13 protein-coding genes are annotated in these 14,596 nt (G+C 70.6%); 3 read left to right on the forward strand and 10 right to left on the reverse strand.

Features of this window, described 5'->3' with window-relative positions; genetic code table 11:
• The first annotated feature begins 526 nt into the window (after positions 1 to 526).
• The 3 genes from ACZ5C2_RS34910 to ACZ5C2_RS34920 all read left to right on the forward strand — a co-directional run bounded on the left by ACZ5C2_RS34910 (position 527) and on the right by ACZ5C2_RS34920 (position 4,218).
• The gene (locus ACZ5C2_RS34910) at positions 527 to 1,945 is read left to right on the forward strand and encodes a hypothetical protein (protein WP_468800321.1); all 1,419 of its coding nucleotides are present in this window, start codon (positions 527 to 529) and stop codon (positions 1,943 to 1,945) included.
• Positions 1,942 to 3,393, forward strand: a complete 1,452-nt coding sequence (locus ACZ5C2_RS34915) for a hypothetical protein (protein WP_468800323.1) — start codon at positions 1,942 to 1,944, stop codon at positions 3,391 to 3,393. Before ACZ5C2_RS34910 ends, ACZ5C2_RS34915 begins: the two co-directional genes overlap by 4 nt.
• Positions 3,394 to 3,573: 180 nt before the next feature.
• A complete protein-coding gene (locus tag ACZ5C2_RS34920) occupies positions 3,574 to 4,218 on the forward strand; it encodes a hypothetical protein (RefSeq protein ID WP_468800325.1) in 645 nt (214 codons plus the stop codon).
• A 188-nt stretch (positions 4,219 to 4,406) separates the two neighbouring features.
• Here the strand turns inward: ACZ5C2_RS34920 and ACZ5C2_RS34925 are convergent, their stop codons facing one another.
• The 10 genes from ACZ5C2_RS34925 to ACZ5C2_RS34970 all read right to left on the reverse strand — a co-directional run bounded on the left by ACZ5C2_RS34925 (position 4,407) and on the right by ACZ5C2_RS34970 (position 14,580).
• The gene (locus tag ACZ5C2_RS34925; protein WP_468800327.1) at positions 4,407 to 5,165 is read right to left on the reverse strand and encodes a hypothetical protein; all 759 of its coding nucleotides are present in this window, start codon (positions 5,163 to 5,165) and stop codon (positions 4,407 to 4,409) included.
• A gap of 124 nt (positions 5,166 to 5,289) precedes the next feature.
• Positions 5,290 to 6,618: a DNA cytosine methyltransferase gene (locus tag ACZ5C2_RS34930; RefSeq protein ID WP_468800329.1), complete on the reverse strand. Its 1,329-nt coding sequence runs from the start codon at positions 6,616 to 6,618 to the stop codon at positions 5,290 to 5,292.
• A gap of 266 nt (positions 6,619 to 6,884) precedes the next feature.
• Positions 6,885 to 7,145 (reverse strand): hypothetical protein, encoded by a 261-nt coding sequence (locus ACZ5C2_RS34935; RefSeq protein ID WP_468800331.1) that lies wholly within the window; start codon positions 7,143 to 7,145, stop codon positions 6,885 to 6,887.
• 30 nt (positions 7,146 to 7,175) lie between these two features.
• Positions 7,176 to 8,102 (reverse strand): hypothetical protein, encoded by a 927-nt coding sequence (locus ACZ5C2_RS34940; protein WP_468800333.1) that lies wholly within the window; start codon positions 8,100 to 8,102, stop codon positions 7,176 to 7,178.
• A 227-nt stretch (positions 8,103 to 8,329) separates the two neighbouring features.
• On the reverse strand, positions 8,330 to 9,523 hold the full coding sequence (locus ACZ5C2_RS34945; RefSeq protein WP_468800335.1) for a hypothetical protein: 1,194 nt from the start codon (positions 9,521 to 9,523) through the stop codon (positions 8,330 to 8,332).
• Entirely contained in the window at positions 9,520 to 10,143 is a 624-nt protein-coding gene (locus ACZ5C2_RS34950; protein WP_468800337.1) for a Mom family adenine methylcarbamoylation protein, read from the reverse strand. Before ACZ5C2_RS34950 ends, ACZ5C2_RS34945 begins: the two co-directional genes overlap by 4 nt.
• A gap of 362 nt (positions 10,144 to 10,505) precedes the next feature.
• Positions 10,506 to 11,495, reverse strand: coding sequence for a deazapurine DNA modification protein DpdA family protein (locus ACZ5C2_RS34955; RefSeq protein WP_468800339.1), 990 nt, complete (start codon positions 11,493 to 11,495; stop codon positions 10,506 to 10,508).
• 66 nt (positions 11,496 to 11,561) lie between these two features.
• Positions 11,562 to 12,296, reverse strand: a complete 735-nt coding sequence (locus ACZ5C2_RS34960) for a hypothetical protein (RefSeq protein ID WP_468800341.1) — start codon at positions 12,294 to 12,296, stop codon at positions 11,562 to 11,564.
• A gap of 123 nt (positions 12,297 to 12,419) precedes the next feature.
• The gene (locus ACZ5C2_RS34965) at positions 12,420 to 13,910 is read right to left on the reverse strand and encodes a hypothetical protein (protein WP_468800343.1); all 1,491 of its coding nucleotides are present in this window, start codon (positions 13,908 to 13,910) and stop codon (positions 12,420 to 12,422) included.
• A gap of 46 nt (positions 13,911 to 13,956) precedes the next feature.
• The gene (locus tag ACZ5C2_RS34970) at positions 13,957 to 14,580 is read right to left on the reverse strand and encodes a hypothetical protein (protein ID WP_468800345.1); all 624 of its coding nucleotides are present in this window, start codon (positions 14,578 to 14,580) and stop codon (positions 13,957 to 13,959) included.
• Positions 14,581 to 14,596: the final 16 nt, after the last annotated feature.

Below are 14,596 nucleotides of genomic sequence, written 5' to 3' on the forward strand. Positions count from 1 at the left end.
ATCCTGTCCGCCACAAGCCCGCGACCGACGACCGCTGCGGTTGCCTTCCTGCCGCACTGCCACCGGACCCGCACACCAGTGCGCAGACGATCGCCGCCAAGGGCCGTGGCTGAGCCTGCGCAGTGCGGCACTCAAACCTGCGCACGAGAAGATCAGGAAGCCTCGGGCGGACTGCGCAACCGCTCCGCGCCACCCGACTGCGCACGACCCTCGACTGGTTGCGCAGCTCCATTGCGCAACCGCCCGTCCGGCACTGCGCAATCGGACGGGGCACCCCGCACAGACCACTGCTGAAGGCGCGTGGTCGCCCCGACCATGAGCCCGACCACGGCAGCTAGACGGCTGCGTTGCCGGATCGTGACCGATGGTCGGGGCTGGTGGCCGTCAGCCTGGTCGGGGGCGGCTAGTGAGCTGACGGCATGGAACACATGCACGCCCCAACGCCCAGGACCACCGGCCGCCCCACCTCGGCGAGCCGGGTGCGCCGCCGTGGCCACCGTGCTCGGCCGGCGCCAGGGGCACGGCGGTGAGCCGCTTCGGGGCGGGGATCCGCCGGGGCGTGATGGCGGCCGATCAGTTCACCCAGGTTGCCAACGCGCTCTTCCGTGACTCCCAGTTGTCGTTCAAAGCGAAGGGAATCTTCGGGTACGTCAGTACCCACACCAACGGCTGGCAGGTGACGATCGCCGACCTCGTCCGTCTGGGTCCGGACGGACGGGAAGCAGTACGCACCGGGCTGAAGGAACTGGAGGCGCACGGCTACCTGATCCGTGAGCGCCTGCGCCGCCCCGACGGCACTCTCGGCGAGATCGTCTACTGCATCACCGACCGCCCGGCCACCCTGGACATCGCGCTGATCGAGGCCGACCTGGTGATCGCGCCCGCAGAAGTCGGGCACGCCGGCGGGTTCGGGGCGGGGGTCCGCCGGGGCGTGATGGCTTCCGATCAGTTCACCCAGATCGCCAACGGACTGTTCCGCACCGCCGAGTTGTCCTACAAGGCCAAGGGACTGTTCGGGCTGCTCTCCACGCACCGGGAGGGCTGGCGGATGACCGTCGCCGACATCGCCCGCCGCGGCCGCGATGGCGAGTCAGCCGTTAAGAGCGGGCTGAAGGAACTGGAGAAGCACGGCTTCCTCGTCCGGGAACGCGAGCGCGAGCGCGATGGCACCCTCGGCGCGGCCGCGTACTTCATCACCGATCTGCCCGCCCTGCAAAACGGCAGGTCACAACCAGAGTCGGGTTTTCCACCAGTGGATGACCCTACGTTGGCTGATCGGCCCACTAAGAACACCAACAGAAAGAAGACCACTCAGCAGAACACCAGACCCCTCCCTCCCGGCGCCCGCGCCGAGCGACCGCGCGGCGAAGCGCCGCCCACGCCACGGACGGCACCGGCGCCCGCGGACCTCGAACCGGGAGTCCGCCTGCTGCTGGCGATCGGCGCACAGCGCCCCGAGCTGCTGCTCACCGATCAGGTCCTCGCCGAGCAGGGGCGCACCGTCACCGCGATGCTGGACGCCGGCTGGACGCGCGAACAGCTTCAGCACGTCATCAGCGACCGCCCTCTGCCGAGCCCGGTCCGGACCACCGTCGGCGCGATCATCGCCGCCCGGCTCCGCGCCGCCCAGGCCTACCCACCGCCCGCCACCGTGGCCACCCACCACGACGCGCCCGCGTGGGAGGACCCGCCGCCGCGCTCAACCACCTCCGTCGCCGCCCGCACGGTGAGCGAGGCCCTGACCTACCGGGCCCTCGTCGAATGCGCCGGCTGCGGCGTGCCCGGAACCGCCCCCGGCGAAGACCTCTGCCCGGCCTGCCTCGGGTGGCCGCCGTGCCGCACCTGCCCGGGACCGACTCCCCGCCGCGCCCACCCCGACGGCGACGGCCGCTGCACCACGTGCGCCTCCACGTTCATCGACCACCTGGAAGGAAGCACCCCGTGACGGACACGCTCCACACCCCGCAGCCGACCGCGGCCGCGCACCATCGACACCCCTTCATCCGTGACCCGGGCCGGTGGGAGAAAGAACGCTCCCACGCCGTGCGCACCGGCCACGTCCATGACGACACCTGCTCGGCCGTGTGCCAGCCGGTCCTCGTACACGAACGCACCTCGTGGGGCTGGCTCGCCTGGACCGTCCCCGCCGACGGCACGCTGCCCGAGCTCCCCCAGCAGATCGGGGTGCTTACCCCGGGCGCGACCCTTCCCCAGCGCCTGGCGCTGCGCTGGCTGACCAGGCGCCCCGCCCAGCGCATCGCTCTGCACACCGTTCCCGGATCCCTGCGGTTCTCCGCAGCTGCCGTCGCGCTCGTCAGTCTGGTCGTCGGACTGTTCGCCATGCGCCACGGCGTCCCCGTCGATGTGGCGCTGCCGGCGATGCTGCTCGCTCCGCTCCTCGCCGAGCACCTGCCCGGCCGACTGGACGTGCGGGCCCGCGAGCACGTCCGCAGCGTCGAAGGCGACGGCGCCGTCCGCTACCTGCAGCGCCTCGCCGCCCTGCACACCTCCCTCGTCCAGGCCGCCGCGGGCAGCGACCGCTACGAACTGCGCCGCTCGGCCGAGGTCGGTCACAACGTGCTGTGGGACGCCGCCGACATGCTCCAGACCCACGACACCCGCTCGGCCTCCGCAAGCCTCATCGGTCGTGAACGGCTGATGCTCCAACTCGCCGACCAGGTCGCACAGATCATCGAGCGCTCCGTCACCGAGGACGGTGCCGCCGATGCGGACCAGATGTGGGAGCCCGGGCGGCCACTGGGCCCGTACCCGCCGGGCGTCCGTCCGACGACACCTCGCTCCACACCCAGCACACCACCGCTGAAGGGAACTGTCCCCATGCCCCAGCCCCAGCCCGAGTCCAGCCCGGCCGTCCGCACTCCGGATGTCTACCTGCTCTTCGCGCACGAGCCGTACTACCCCGGCCCCGGCGCCCAGGAGATCAACACAACGGTCGTGGCCGCCGACTCTCTGCTGCACCCGCAGGTCCGCCAGCCCGACGGCGTCCGGATCCACGACCTTCTCACCCAGGGACGGCAGCCGGGCGAGATCATCCCGCTGGCCACCCTCACGCACGAACTGAACGGTGGCGCCGACTGGCCAAAGGTGGGCGACTGGCAGAGCGTCACCACCGACCTGGTGCAGCTCGTCCACGCAGGGCAGTGCGACGCTCTCAGCCTCGGCCTGCCCGAGATCGCACGAGCCCTCCTGTGCGCAGGACCCCACAGCCATGTCCGCACTTACAACGCCGCGGCCGGCGACTTCGTCACCTACGGGTCCGCCGAGCGCGCCGCGGTACTGGACGAAGTCGGCATGTTCCTCACCGGCATCGCGACCGAGCGGCCCTTCTGGCCGGGGGACAGCCTCCTGCCCCCGCTGGGTCGGCTCACCTGAGGGCGCTGAGCCCGGCCGCCCTCGATGGGAGAGACGATGTTCGGATACGAATCGCGAGCCGTCTGGGCAGATCTGCGGCGCCTGCTCCACCAACTCGCACAGAGAGCCCGTTGTCACAGGCGGTTCGTACGCTGACCGCTGCCGCTCCGTGCCACCAGCACCCCCAAGGAGACAGCAACCATGTTGCCCACCACCGGCCCCGAGGCATCCCTCACGGTCGTGCTCGTCGCCGTGCCACTGTTCACCGCCGTCGAGACCCTGTTGCCGCGGTGCTTCGGCACACGACCCGACAACGAGGTCGTGAAGCGCCACGTGCGCTCCCTCGCCGTTGCCTGGCCGATCCTGCTGCTCGGGGCTCTGACGCTGCCGGTCATGGCCCAGAAGGCGCGGGTGGAACTGGAGATGGGAAGCAGCTCCTCACATTGGTACCTGTGGATCGGCGCCACTGTGGCGGGCCTGTTCATCGTCGCGGCAGCAGTGCAGACGGCCCGGGCTGCGCAAGCGGAGGCGAGACTCCGGCCGGTGGCCGACCAGATCATGGGGGACATCCGCCTGCTGCGCGCCACGCCCTGCGAGTCTGAGGATCTCGATGCGCAGGAAGCTCGCGCCTGGCTTGATGAGGCTCAGGTAGCACTCGACAACGGACGCGGCCGCACCGCCGTGCGCTACCTTCGCCACGCCCTCACTCGAGGCGGGCACACTGCCGGCGTCCTCGAAGCGGTCCACGGTGCAAAGACGCACTCCCAGCTGGACGCGATCCGGCAGCGCGTGGATGAGGCCGACCAGGCGGGCGGGCCGTTCCACGGCCCACCGCTCAAGGCCTAAAGCAACTGCGACGGACGCAGCGCAGCGCCCCCGGCAATCGCCTGGGGCGCTGCACGTTTTCGTGACTGCCGCGTAGCAAGATCTGCGGCGCCTGTTGCATCGCCTCGTTCACCGGTGCGAGGACGGCCCGCCTGACGGGTGAAACGCTGACGCCCCGGGCTTGCCTGGGGCGTCTCACTGAGTTCTCGCTACCGTTGGCGCAGCAGGCTCAGTGGGAGCGGCCGGCTCTCGCCGCCGCGGCGTTGGCGGAGCATGCTGACATCGCCGAGCAGCTTCCGCAGTTCCTCCTCCTGCTCCTCGGCGTACGCGTACCGCTCGGGCAGGACCTGCAGGAGGTGCTTCCACTGGCGCTGGCCGGCGCGCACGCACGTGCCCCCGCAGTTGTTGTGGGCGAAGCCGAGCTCGTACATGCGGGGCGGTGTGACGCCCAGAGCCCGCGCCTCGTCCAGGAGTTGTTCCTTGGTCCGGACCGGCTCCCACTTTCCGCACAGCGGGAAGCGTGTGACCCAGGGCTTCCAGTTGCGGGCGATCGCCGGGATCCGGGCACGGTCGCGCGGCGTGCTCTCGATCCCCACATACACCAGCGTGTCGGCAGGGTCGGCGTGCTCGTCCATCCACTGCCGGCACGGCACCTGCTTGAGCAGGCGCGTGCAGGGTGCAAGCCGGTCGTTGCCGAGGAACCTGACGTCGCGGAAAACCTCCCAGGGGGTGCGCCCGTCGGCGACCTTCGTCAGCGGCACACCGAGAAGCCGGCTGGTGTCGTCGGCGAACCTCCACAGGTCGTCGTCCTCGATGCCTGTGTCGGCGATCAGAAGGGTGAGGTTGCGGGTGCCGTACTTCCGTGCGACACGGACGGCGACTGCGAAGGATCCGATGCCGCCGCTGAACTGGACGACATGCCGCCGGACGGTGAGGGCTCGGCGGCCGCGGGCGGTCTTCTGGGACATGGGCGGAGCTCCCTCTCGTGAGGTGAGTTGGTGGAGCCGTCAGTCAGGCGTTGCCGCACCTGAGCGACGGGTTGAGCGGCGGCCCGGGACCAGGAGAGTCCGGGCCGCCGTAGTTGGGGGTGGGTCAGGCGGCCAGGGCCAGGCTCGGCAGCAGCCGTTCACCCAGCCAGCGGGCGGCGTTGACGCTGACTGCGTTGCCGATCTGCAGGATCGCCTCGGTCTGGTTGCCGAGGATGATGTAGTCCGAGGGGAAGCGCTGGACCTGCTTGAGCTCGGCCACCGACAGCATTCGCAGAGTGCAGTCGTCCACCGTCAGCGCCGGGATGACCAGCGAGTGGTGCGGCTTGGTCGCCAGCGTGGTCAGTGGCTCGGCAGTGGTGCGCGGCGCTCCCTTGCGGCCGATCGGGATGATCAGCGCGTGGTGGCGGCCCTGCGCGGCCAGTGCGGGCACCGGGCCGGTGATCGGCAGGGCGGTGCCGTGCTTGCGCAGCATCACGATGTACGGATCGGTGCCGAACCGCTCCAGCCCCATCGCGATGCGAGCACGGGTCGATGCCGCGTACGGGGTGAACTTCTTGCGGTCCGGCCGGCCGTCGCCTACGCGCTGCCCAGGCAGACCCCAGTCGATGACGGCCCCGACCGGGCGAGTCACCGGGGTCACCTTCAGGTGTCCGCACACCCGGTTGGGGCAGCGGAAGTCGTACTGCTCGCCCCACTTGCCGATGCGGCGCGCTTTGGGGTTCTTCCACACCTGGTTGGCCAGCACCGGCCCGCACTCCGGGCAGACCGCCTCGGGCCGCACCCGCAGATCGGGCAGCGGCAGGCCCTTGCGCGTGAACACGATGTAGATGCGGTCGCGCAGTTGCGGCGGCAGCAGGTTGTCCCCGCCGCCCAGGTGTGCCGAGGACGCGTTGACGATCTGCACGTTGTAACCGAGCAGCTCCATGCCGCGCAGCCACCAGTCGAACAGCTCCCAGTCGGTGGCGAATTCGGCTACGTTCTCGACCAGGACGGCGTCGGGTCGGTGCAGCTCGGTGACCGCCAGGACGTCCAGCGCGGATGCCCTCGTCTGTACAAAGGTCGCTGCCTTGGCGCCCTCGTCCTTGCCGGTGAGGCTGAGCCGCTCCTGGCCGCGGTAACGCTTCCTGCCGCCGGCCTTGCTGGCCTCGGTACACAGGATGGACGCCCAGTACACCCGGGCGGACGGCAAGTTGCGCTTGTCGTAGGTGTGGATGTCCTCGCACTTGTGCTCGGCGTGCGGGTGGTTGGCACGGTGAGTCGAGACGGCGACCGGGTCGTGGTTCATGCCCAGGAGCAGTCGAAATCCCGCCTCCTCCAGACCGCGGCTGCTGCCGCCGCAACCGCTGAAGAGATCGACGAACGGGATGAGTCCCAGAGCAGCCTTGAGACGGGTCAGCTCGTCCGGCGGGAGAACCGGTGCGTACCGCAGCACTGCTGCCTCCTTCGTGAGTTGAGTTGGTGAGGCCGTCGGCCGGGCGTTGCCGCGCCCGGCCGACGGAGGGAATGGATTAGGCCGCCACCGTCCAGTAGATGGTGCGCTGTTCGGGAGTGAGAGGAGTTGTGATCACTTCTGCTCCTGAGCCGAGTGGTGACGCTCCAGGTTGCCGCCTGAAGCTTAAAATCAATTATACACTCTATGATGGGTCTTGACAACCCCTGTTCACAGCTGTAGTCGGCTGTACGGGTCTCGCGCGACGATCAGACTGCGGGCAGCGGGCCGGGTACGTCGTCGACGCCAAGGAGCAGGACGTGGTGGCCGACGGACTCGGGGATGCCGTCGGTGACCTTCTCGACGTCCAGGCGCAGCCGGATGCGCCCGGCGCCCTCGCCGTTGCGCTGCAGGTCTTCTTCCAGTTGGTCGTCGATGCGGTCGAGGGCGGCTTCGGCCGCGGAGTAGTCGGCCAGGCCCTGGGTGAGGAGCTGTCGGGTGGCGGTGTCACGGAGCTGGTAGCTGGGCATCGGGGGGCGTCCTCAGGCTGGTCGGGGTGATCAGGTGGTGGGGTCGGCGAGCCCGCGGGCCGCGTTCACCGCGCGGGACCAGACGTCGGGGCTGCCGCCATGCTCGCGGGCGAGCGAGGCGGCGAGCCCTCGTACGTCGCCACGCTCGCGTAGGGCGGCCAGGGCGATGGCCGCCCGCTGGTCGGCTTCCGAGCGGCGTGGCGCGGCCCCGGAGCGGTGCTCGAGTGCGTTGCGGACCACGTACTCCCAGGACCTCTGCGGACCGCCGTACTGCACGCTGAGCTCCGCGGCCAGGCCCGGGCGGTAGCCGTCGCGATCGATCGCCTCGGCGGCGAACTGCTCGGCGAGCTGCGTGGCCGTGAGCGGCTCACCGCCAGCACGTGCACTCAGCTCGGCCGCGAGAACCTCCTCGAGGGCCGAAGGCCGGCCGACGGGCGCCTCCTCCTGCGGCCCGGTGCGGCGGCCGGCCTTGCCGAGCTTGTCCCCGGTGCGCTTGCGGTCGAAGTCCTGCAGGTCGCCGACGCGGAAGCCGGGGATCATCCGGCCGGTCGGCCCCTCGACCTCGCCGACGGACTCCGGGAAGTAGCCGGGGTTGTCCTTCACGTACTTGCGGATCGTCGAGGGTCCCTTGAAGCCCAGCAGCTGGGCGGCCTGGTTGATGGAGACGACGGTCTCCGGGGCGAGCTCGTACAGCTCAGGGTCGGCCTTGAGGACCTTGCTCTGCTTCTCGTTCTGGAACCACGTGTAGAAGGCGCGGAACTGCTGCTCGTCGTAGAAGTCGGCGCCGTCGATGCGCTCCTTCTCCGGGTGGCGGTGCTCCTTGGGCTGCTCGAGCCGGATCTTGTACCAGCGGGCCGCGGTGCCGACGCTGGCGCCGGTGAACTCGCGGATCCAGTCGCGGTTGACCACGGCACGGTCGCCGATGACGCGACGCTGCGGGTTCAGGGGGTTGGGCATTGCGTTCTCCGCTTCGGGCCGCGGCCCTATACTTGGGGCCTGCTCTTCTGTGTTCCTCCGGCGCTCACGCGCCGGCGGGCGAGTCGAGTTGGTGAAGGTGGTCGGCGGGACGTTCGGCCGGGGTTGCCGCCCTGGGTCGACACCCTCGTGAGAGGGTGCCTTCCGCTGGCCACCGCTTTTTGCCGCTGGTTTCGCGTAATCAATATTGCGCGCTTGGTGGGTGGCTGTCAATCTCGCCGGCGCAGACCCCGCCACGAGTACGCCCTCCATTCCCGCTCGAAGTGCCCCACCTGCTTGTTCTGTACGTGGTAGGGCGCGGTGACCATCAGCTCCTCCACCGTCGGCAGCTCAGCCTCCCGGCGCCGCATCCACGTCCGCACCCGCCCGTAGCGCTCGTCGACCTCGACGGGATAGCCGTGCCGCTCCGAGATGGTGCGCAGCCTGCGACCCAGAGCAGACGCGCGGCCCATATGCACCCGCTCCACCGAGCGCATCGGCCTCCCGCGTCGGGTGGGATCCGCCTTCGAGACCGGCAGGATGCGCCGTACGTGATATAGCGCCCACGGGCAGGCGAGCTCCTCCTCGAAAGCGGCGAGGACGGGCCGGTCGGCGGCCCGGCCTGGGTCGAACTGTTCCAGCAGGCTGTGGCGGCCGAACAACTGTGCCTTGGGGTTGAGGCTGACTGAGGTGTACTCCAGGCGCAGCACCCGTCCGGCGATGTCCGGGTGGGCCCGCATCCGGTCCAGGTGGTCGGCCATGGCACCCATCGAGACTGGGAAGCAGCAGAAGCTGCAGTAACTCTTTTCCCACCGCACCCCGAACCGCTCGTACAGAAATTTTTCGCACCGCGCGCGGCCCCATCCCCAGGCGATCAAGGGGTACACGCCCTGGCGCAGCGGGTTCTTGCTGGCGGCTTTGTCCCGGCGGCTGCGGCCGGTCTCGTCGGCGTTGAACCCCATCACCTGCCTGAATGGCCGGTCGCCGATCTCCTGGGCGATCAGCGCGTCGCCGACCTCGCCTTTGGCGTGCAGACTGCAGAGCCGGATGCCGCCCTGCTGGGGAACGGTGCCGTTGGTCTCGTACTCGTCCCACAGCGCCCAGGGACCGCGTTCGATGATCTGCTTGGGCTGGCGGGAGTCGTCCATGACCGTGATCTCCAACGAGCGGCTGGCCCGGGCGACCTGAACGAGCCGGACACCGTGCTCGCGAAGGAGCGGGAGCACGTACTGCTCGGCGTGGGCGCGGGTGGCCGGCCACTCGTCCCCGGTGAGTTCGTGCATCACCATGGTGCGGGCCAGGTCGACGCCGTGGGCGGCCGGGTCCTCCAGCATCTTCACCAGGTACGCGGTCGAGTCGACCCCCAGGCCCCAGTTGATGACCAGCTCGACATCCTCAGTGCCCGGCCGGTGTGCGGCGTTCATGCGGTCGCACCCCCTTGGTCGGCCTTCGGGTACGGGTAGGCGGTGGCGGTGAGCCGGCGGCCGGTGCGCGGCCCGATGTACGCCGCGTACCGGTGGTTGCCGCCGTGGGATACGACCCGCGCCCCTACGGCCTGCAGGGCCTCCTCCAGCCACGCCTGGCCGGGCTCGCCCTCCTGTCGTGGGCGGGCTCCAAGGGCGACCAGGCGCCGCTCGACCCCGCAGCGGCCGCGCTCACCGTTGCGGACCTTGGACATCGCACGGTCGTGAAGGACCGAGCCGTCGGGAAGCATGGTCAGGCGGCGCGGACGCGTCTTGCCCAGGTAGTCCATCCCCTTGGCCTGGTAGATCGTCCCGTAGTGACCGGGAAAGATCAGTTCGGGGCCATGGGCGGTGAGGCGTGTCCTGGGCTCGGGGTCGCTGTGCGCGACGACCCCCAGGACGCCTCGGGCGGCCGCCAGCCGGAAGACGCGCGCCTGCGCCCACGTCTCCGCGTTGGCCGGTACCGCGTCGAGCAGCACCAGCCGGTTGAGCTCCAGCGACTCCTCGCACGGCACCAGCCGGTTGAACACCGAGGTGAGCACGGCGACTTGGGTCGGGATGCCCAGGGTGAGCACTCCCACCAGCTGGCCTGCCGGGGGAGCGGCGGTGTCGATGAGGCCATAGGCGAAGCGGACGGACGGGCCATGAACCGCTGTAATGGTGGGCGCGGACGAAGGCCCTCGCCGTGTGGACCAGTTCGTTCGGCATCTCGCGGACGTGGTAGCGGGCGGGGTCGAATCCGCCTTCACTCCTCGGCCTCCAGCTGTGCCGGCGGTTCTTCCACCGCTGGGAGACGGCGCCGAGATCGAGCGGCTGTTGTTCATACACAGACATCACAGGGCGTTCCCCTCAGGGGCGATGGGTTGGTGAGAGAGGCCGGTCCGGGGTTGCCGCCCCGGGACCGGCGGGCAGGTCGACGGCAAAGGGTGCTGCCGACGACGGGTCAGGTGGTGGTCGAGGTGGGGAGCATCAGCTGACGAGGGGCGTGCAGCACGTCCAGGACGCGTTCACGCCAGCGCATCGCCCAGTGCACGCAGTTGGAGCAGCTCTTGTGCTTGCCCTCGCACTGGGGTAGAGGGTCGGACCAGCGGGCGTCGCGTGACCAGGCCAGGGAGTCGGCGGAGGTGAGATACTCGGCGCACGTTTCGAGCGCCTGGGTCTTCAGCCCGAAGCCGTGCAGGCGCAGACCGGCGGCCGCCACGGTGGCGAGTACCGTCTCGACGTCCTTGACCGACTTGCGGCGGCAGACGGAGCCGACCCCGACCAGCGGATAGTCCGCCAGCCGTACGCCGCGCTTGTCGTACAGGTCCAAGCAGGCCTCGTAGTCAGCTGGGCGCCAGCCCTGGACAGTCGGGATGATGTCGACACCGGGCTCCTCGGCCATCAGGTCGACGAAGTTGCCCACGGTGCGGTCGATGTGCTCACGCACCGACAGGCCCGTCCGGGAGACCATGTCGGGCTCGCACATCCAGTCCTGCGGGCCGGCCCAGACCAGGAGGCCGATCTCGTCGCGATACCGGCGCAGCTCCCGGACGTAGGCGTACGGACTGACCGTCCAGCCGCCGTGGTCGCCGAGTTCGGAGAACGCACCCGAATCGCACACCCAGGCATCCGCGGCGCGCGGCAGCGTCGCACGGCCAGCCAGTGTCGAGCGTGAGACGCACATCGGCACGCCCCACGTGGAGAGCCATTTCGCGTGGTGCCCGCCGATCCAGAACATCGGCCCCTCGGCCGGAGAGTCGCTCGGGTGGAATCCGAGACCGTACTCGCAGCGGCACACGCAACTGCCCATGGTGCAGAACCCGCAGTCCACGCACTGGTCGTGGTAGCAGTGGCCGCAGGCGTAGCGGACGGCGGGCGTGCACGTGCACGTCTCGGCGTCCACCGGTGGCGTCAGCATCCGGGGGGCTGGGGCGGTCAGTACAGCGTTCACGGGAGGGTCCTTCGAGTTGGTGAACGGAGCCGGTTTCGGGGTTGCCGCCCCGAGCCCGGAAGGCGGTCAGTGGGGGAGAGGCTCGCCGGTCTGGCCGTGGCAGGTCACGGTGAAGGTGGGATCGGCGCACCGGGCCGCGAGCTGCGAGCCGCTCCAGTCCTCGGCCTTGACGGACTGCACCAGGTGTCCGACGGGACACAGGACCAGGACCCGGCCGTAGGAGGTGCTGCGTACGACCGGAGGACCGGAGTGGGGCAGAGGGCCGGGGCGCCCGGAGATCTGGCCGAGCACCTCGGCGGCCCGCTCCTCAGTGATGTTGAACAGGGTGAACTCGTCCTCGGCGGCGTCCGCTCGGCGGTGAGCGTCGGCCGCTGCGGTTCGTGCCCGGTACACCTCGGCCAGGGCGTACGCGGCCTGGCGCTCACGGGCGATGGCGAGGAGCGGTTCCATCTGCGCGCGCTGCTCCAGCAGCACCTTGGCGGCGGCCGGCGCGACCTGCGGGCGCATCGTCCGGACCGATGAGAGGTAGTCGTCCTGGTCGCATAGGACGCGGACCAGCTCCCACCGTTCGCCGGGAGCCTGCTTGAACGTGGCGGTGAAGGTCAGGGGGATGCGGAAGTGGGTGGCGACGTGCACCGCGACGCCCAGCAGCGGACCGGGGTCGACGGAGTCTGCGAACTTGGGGCGGAGCGTGAAGACAGCGGTCCGGCCGCCCACCTCGCCGGAGACCTGGAGTTCAGGGGGACCGGCGCTGTGGTCGTAGGCGGTGGACGGATGCGTGGTCGGGGCGGTGGAGTTCACGGGGAACCTCCTTGGTGGTTGCACTCGGGTGGGTTGGTGGGGCCGGTCCGGATTCGGTGCCCCGGGCCGGTGGTGGGGCGAAGCGCGATGCGAGCTGTGTGACTCGCGCGGTCGGCGACGGTGTCAGGCGTCCGCGGTGTCTCGGTCTCTTCGGTCCCAGGGACCGAGGACGGCCCGCGGCTCAGCTGCTCCCTGGCGGCGTTCGCGGCGCGCGGCCAGCAGCAGATCGAGGATGCGGCCGCCTTTGACCTCGGCCTGGTGGCGCAGGGCCGCAGGGATCTGGGCGGGAAGCATCACCCGCTTCGCCCGCAGATCGATCTCCAGCGTGACGGTGCGCACCAGGGTGTAGGCCTGTTCCTGGCCGGCGTACAGGTGCAGCCGGGCTTCGACGCGGTGGTCGACGGGGGTGAGCTGTACGTACTCGTTGCGCCAGGAGAAGTTCTCGACGTCGGGGGAGAGCTGCACCCGGGCAGGCACGGTGCGTCCGGTAGGCACTTCACGGTCGTTGAGCGGGGCGGTGGGGTCCTTCTCCCAGCGCGTCACGTGCTCATGGAAGGGGTACCAGCCGGGCCCGTAGAACACGCGCTTGCCGTCCAGGACGTACGACCAGTCGCCGAGTTCCAGCTTCACGCCGTACAGGTAGCGCTCGTCCTTCGCCGCGACATGGAGGTCCAGGGACGGGACTTCGTCGGGAGGCAGGACCGGGGCGAAGTCGGGAGGCGCGGGCAGGTCGGCGGGGAGGAACGTCGTGCGGGTGTTCCCCAACTCGTCCGGGTCGAAGGCGCCGTCGCCCACCACCTTGCGGACCATGCGGGGAACGGCGAGGGCGCGCGGTGTGACGCGCAGGGCGACAGCCGATCCCTCGGCAGAAACCATCCCCTGGAAGTCCCAGTCCGGCCGTGCCGAGTGCAGCGCGTGTTGGACCTCGCGCAGGGCCCGGGAGATGCGGCGGCCGAGCGGGTCTTCCGGGTCGGGCCGGCGGATTGCGGGCAGGACAAGGGCGGCGTCGGGGTGCCACTGGTCGGACAGCACCTGCCACGGCCCGCGCTCCAGCAGCGAGGCGACCTTGCCTGCGAGCCGCTCGGCATCGGTCAGTTCGCGCAGGACGGCGGCGGTGAGGCGGGCGGTGGATGGCGCGTCCCAGGGTCCGCCCAGGACGAGGCTGAGTCCGCTGTCCGGACTGCCCAGGGTGACGCTGAGCCGCCTGCCCTCCAGCCAGGCTTCCGCATCGCCGAACTGGACGAACAGCCCTGGCTGGTCGGGCCGCTGGAAGGGGGCGCCGGTGGTGAGCAGGCGGGCAACGGCCTGTAGGGGCGGGCGGGCATCACGGGCGTTGGGCAGGGCCGGGGCGTAGCGGGTGACCGCGTCGAGGATGCGGGACGTGACGGGCGTCGGGGTGTGCGCGCTGACGCGCGCGGTGCAGATCCGGGCGGGGCCGGCGGGCGACGGCGCGGCCAGGGCGGCCTCAAGAGTGCCGTGCAGCTCGCGGGTGCGCAGGGTCAGCCGGTAGCCGCCGGGCAGGTCGGCGCGGGTCCGGTCACGGCCGCGCAGGTGGTGTTCGACGATGGTGTCGGAGATGGCATAGGTCGGCGAGGCGGGTTCGAACGCGTACATGGCGCAGGCCTCCACAAGCGGCAGACGGCGGGGGCGGTCGGGGTGGTCAGCGGGTGATGCGGGCCCGGGCGCGGTCGGCCTGGACGTGGACGGCATCGGCGTGCGCGGCGGCGCGGATCTTGTCGGCCCAGTCGGCGGCGCGCTGGGCCAGGTCGGCGAGGCGCACGAAGTAGGCGTCCTGGTGCTGGCGGGCACGGTCCATCAGGGCCGCATGCTCGGCGGTCAGTTCCTCGGCGGCGTACGCGGAGATGGCTTCGACCCCGTGGCGGCGGGTGACGCGCCCGAAGGGGCAGGCGCCCCCCTCCTGCTGGATAACGGCGAGGTCGGCGGCGGGCCAGCCGGTCTCTTCGTCGCGCGGGCCGAGCTGGATGTCGAGCACGCACACCGCGTCCGGGTCGTGCAAGCCGTCAGCCTGGTAGCGGCGGTGGGGCCGGGGAACGGGGCCGGTTTGGCGTTCGGTGTGCGCGCGCCACAGCTCGGGGGAGGGGTCCTCCTCGTCCTGGTGGAGGCGGTGAAGGTAGGCGACCAGGGACGGCAGCTGCCAGGCGGGGGAGCCGAACGGCGCGGCCGGCATGGCGAGCCCGGCTCGGGCGATCAGGCCCGTGTGGTTGCTGACGGCGGCCTGGGCGACGAACAGAGAGGCGCTGAGGCGGAGTTCGGAGTGGAGCATGGCGAGGCCTTCCGGG

This window comes from Streptomyces sp. NPDC031365 (assembly GCF_055569765.1).

Coding starts and splice junctions, on each gene's coding strand:
- ACZ5C2_RS34945 (WP_468800335.1), bottom strand. CDS start 9,523: ATGAACGCCGCACACCGGCCGGGCACTGAGGATGTCGAGCTGGTCATC.
- ACZ5C2_RS34970 (WP_468800345.1), bottom strand. CDS start 14,580: ATGCTCCACTCCGAACTCCGCCTCAGCGCCTCTCTGTTCGTCGCCCAG.
- ACZ5C2_RS34940 (WP_468800333.1), bottom strand. CDS start 8,102: ATGCCCAACCCCCTGAACCCGCAGCGTCGCGTCATCGGCGACCGTGCC.
- ACZ5C2_RS34920 (WP_468800325.1), top strand. CDS start 3,574: ATGTTGCCCACCACCGGCCCCGAGGCATCCCTCACGGTCGTGCTCGTC.
- ACZ5C2_RS34935 (WP_468800331.1), bottom strand. CDS start 7,145: ATGCCCAGCTACCAGCTCCGTGACACCGCCACCCGACAGCTCCTCACC.
- ACZ5C2_RS34965 (WP_468800343.1), bottom strand. CDS start 13,910: ATGTACGCGTTCGAACCCGCCTCGCCGACCTATGCCATCTCCGACACC.
- ACZ5C2_RS34925 (WP_468800327.1), bottom strand. CDS start 5,165: ATGTCCCAGAAGACCGCCCGCGGCCGCCGAGCCCTCACCGTCCGGCGG.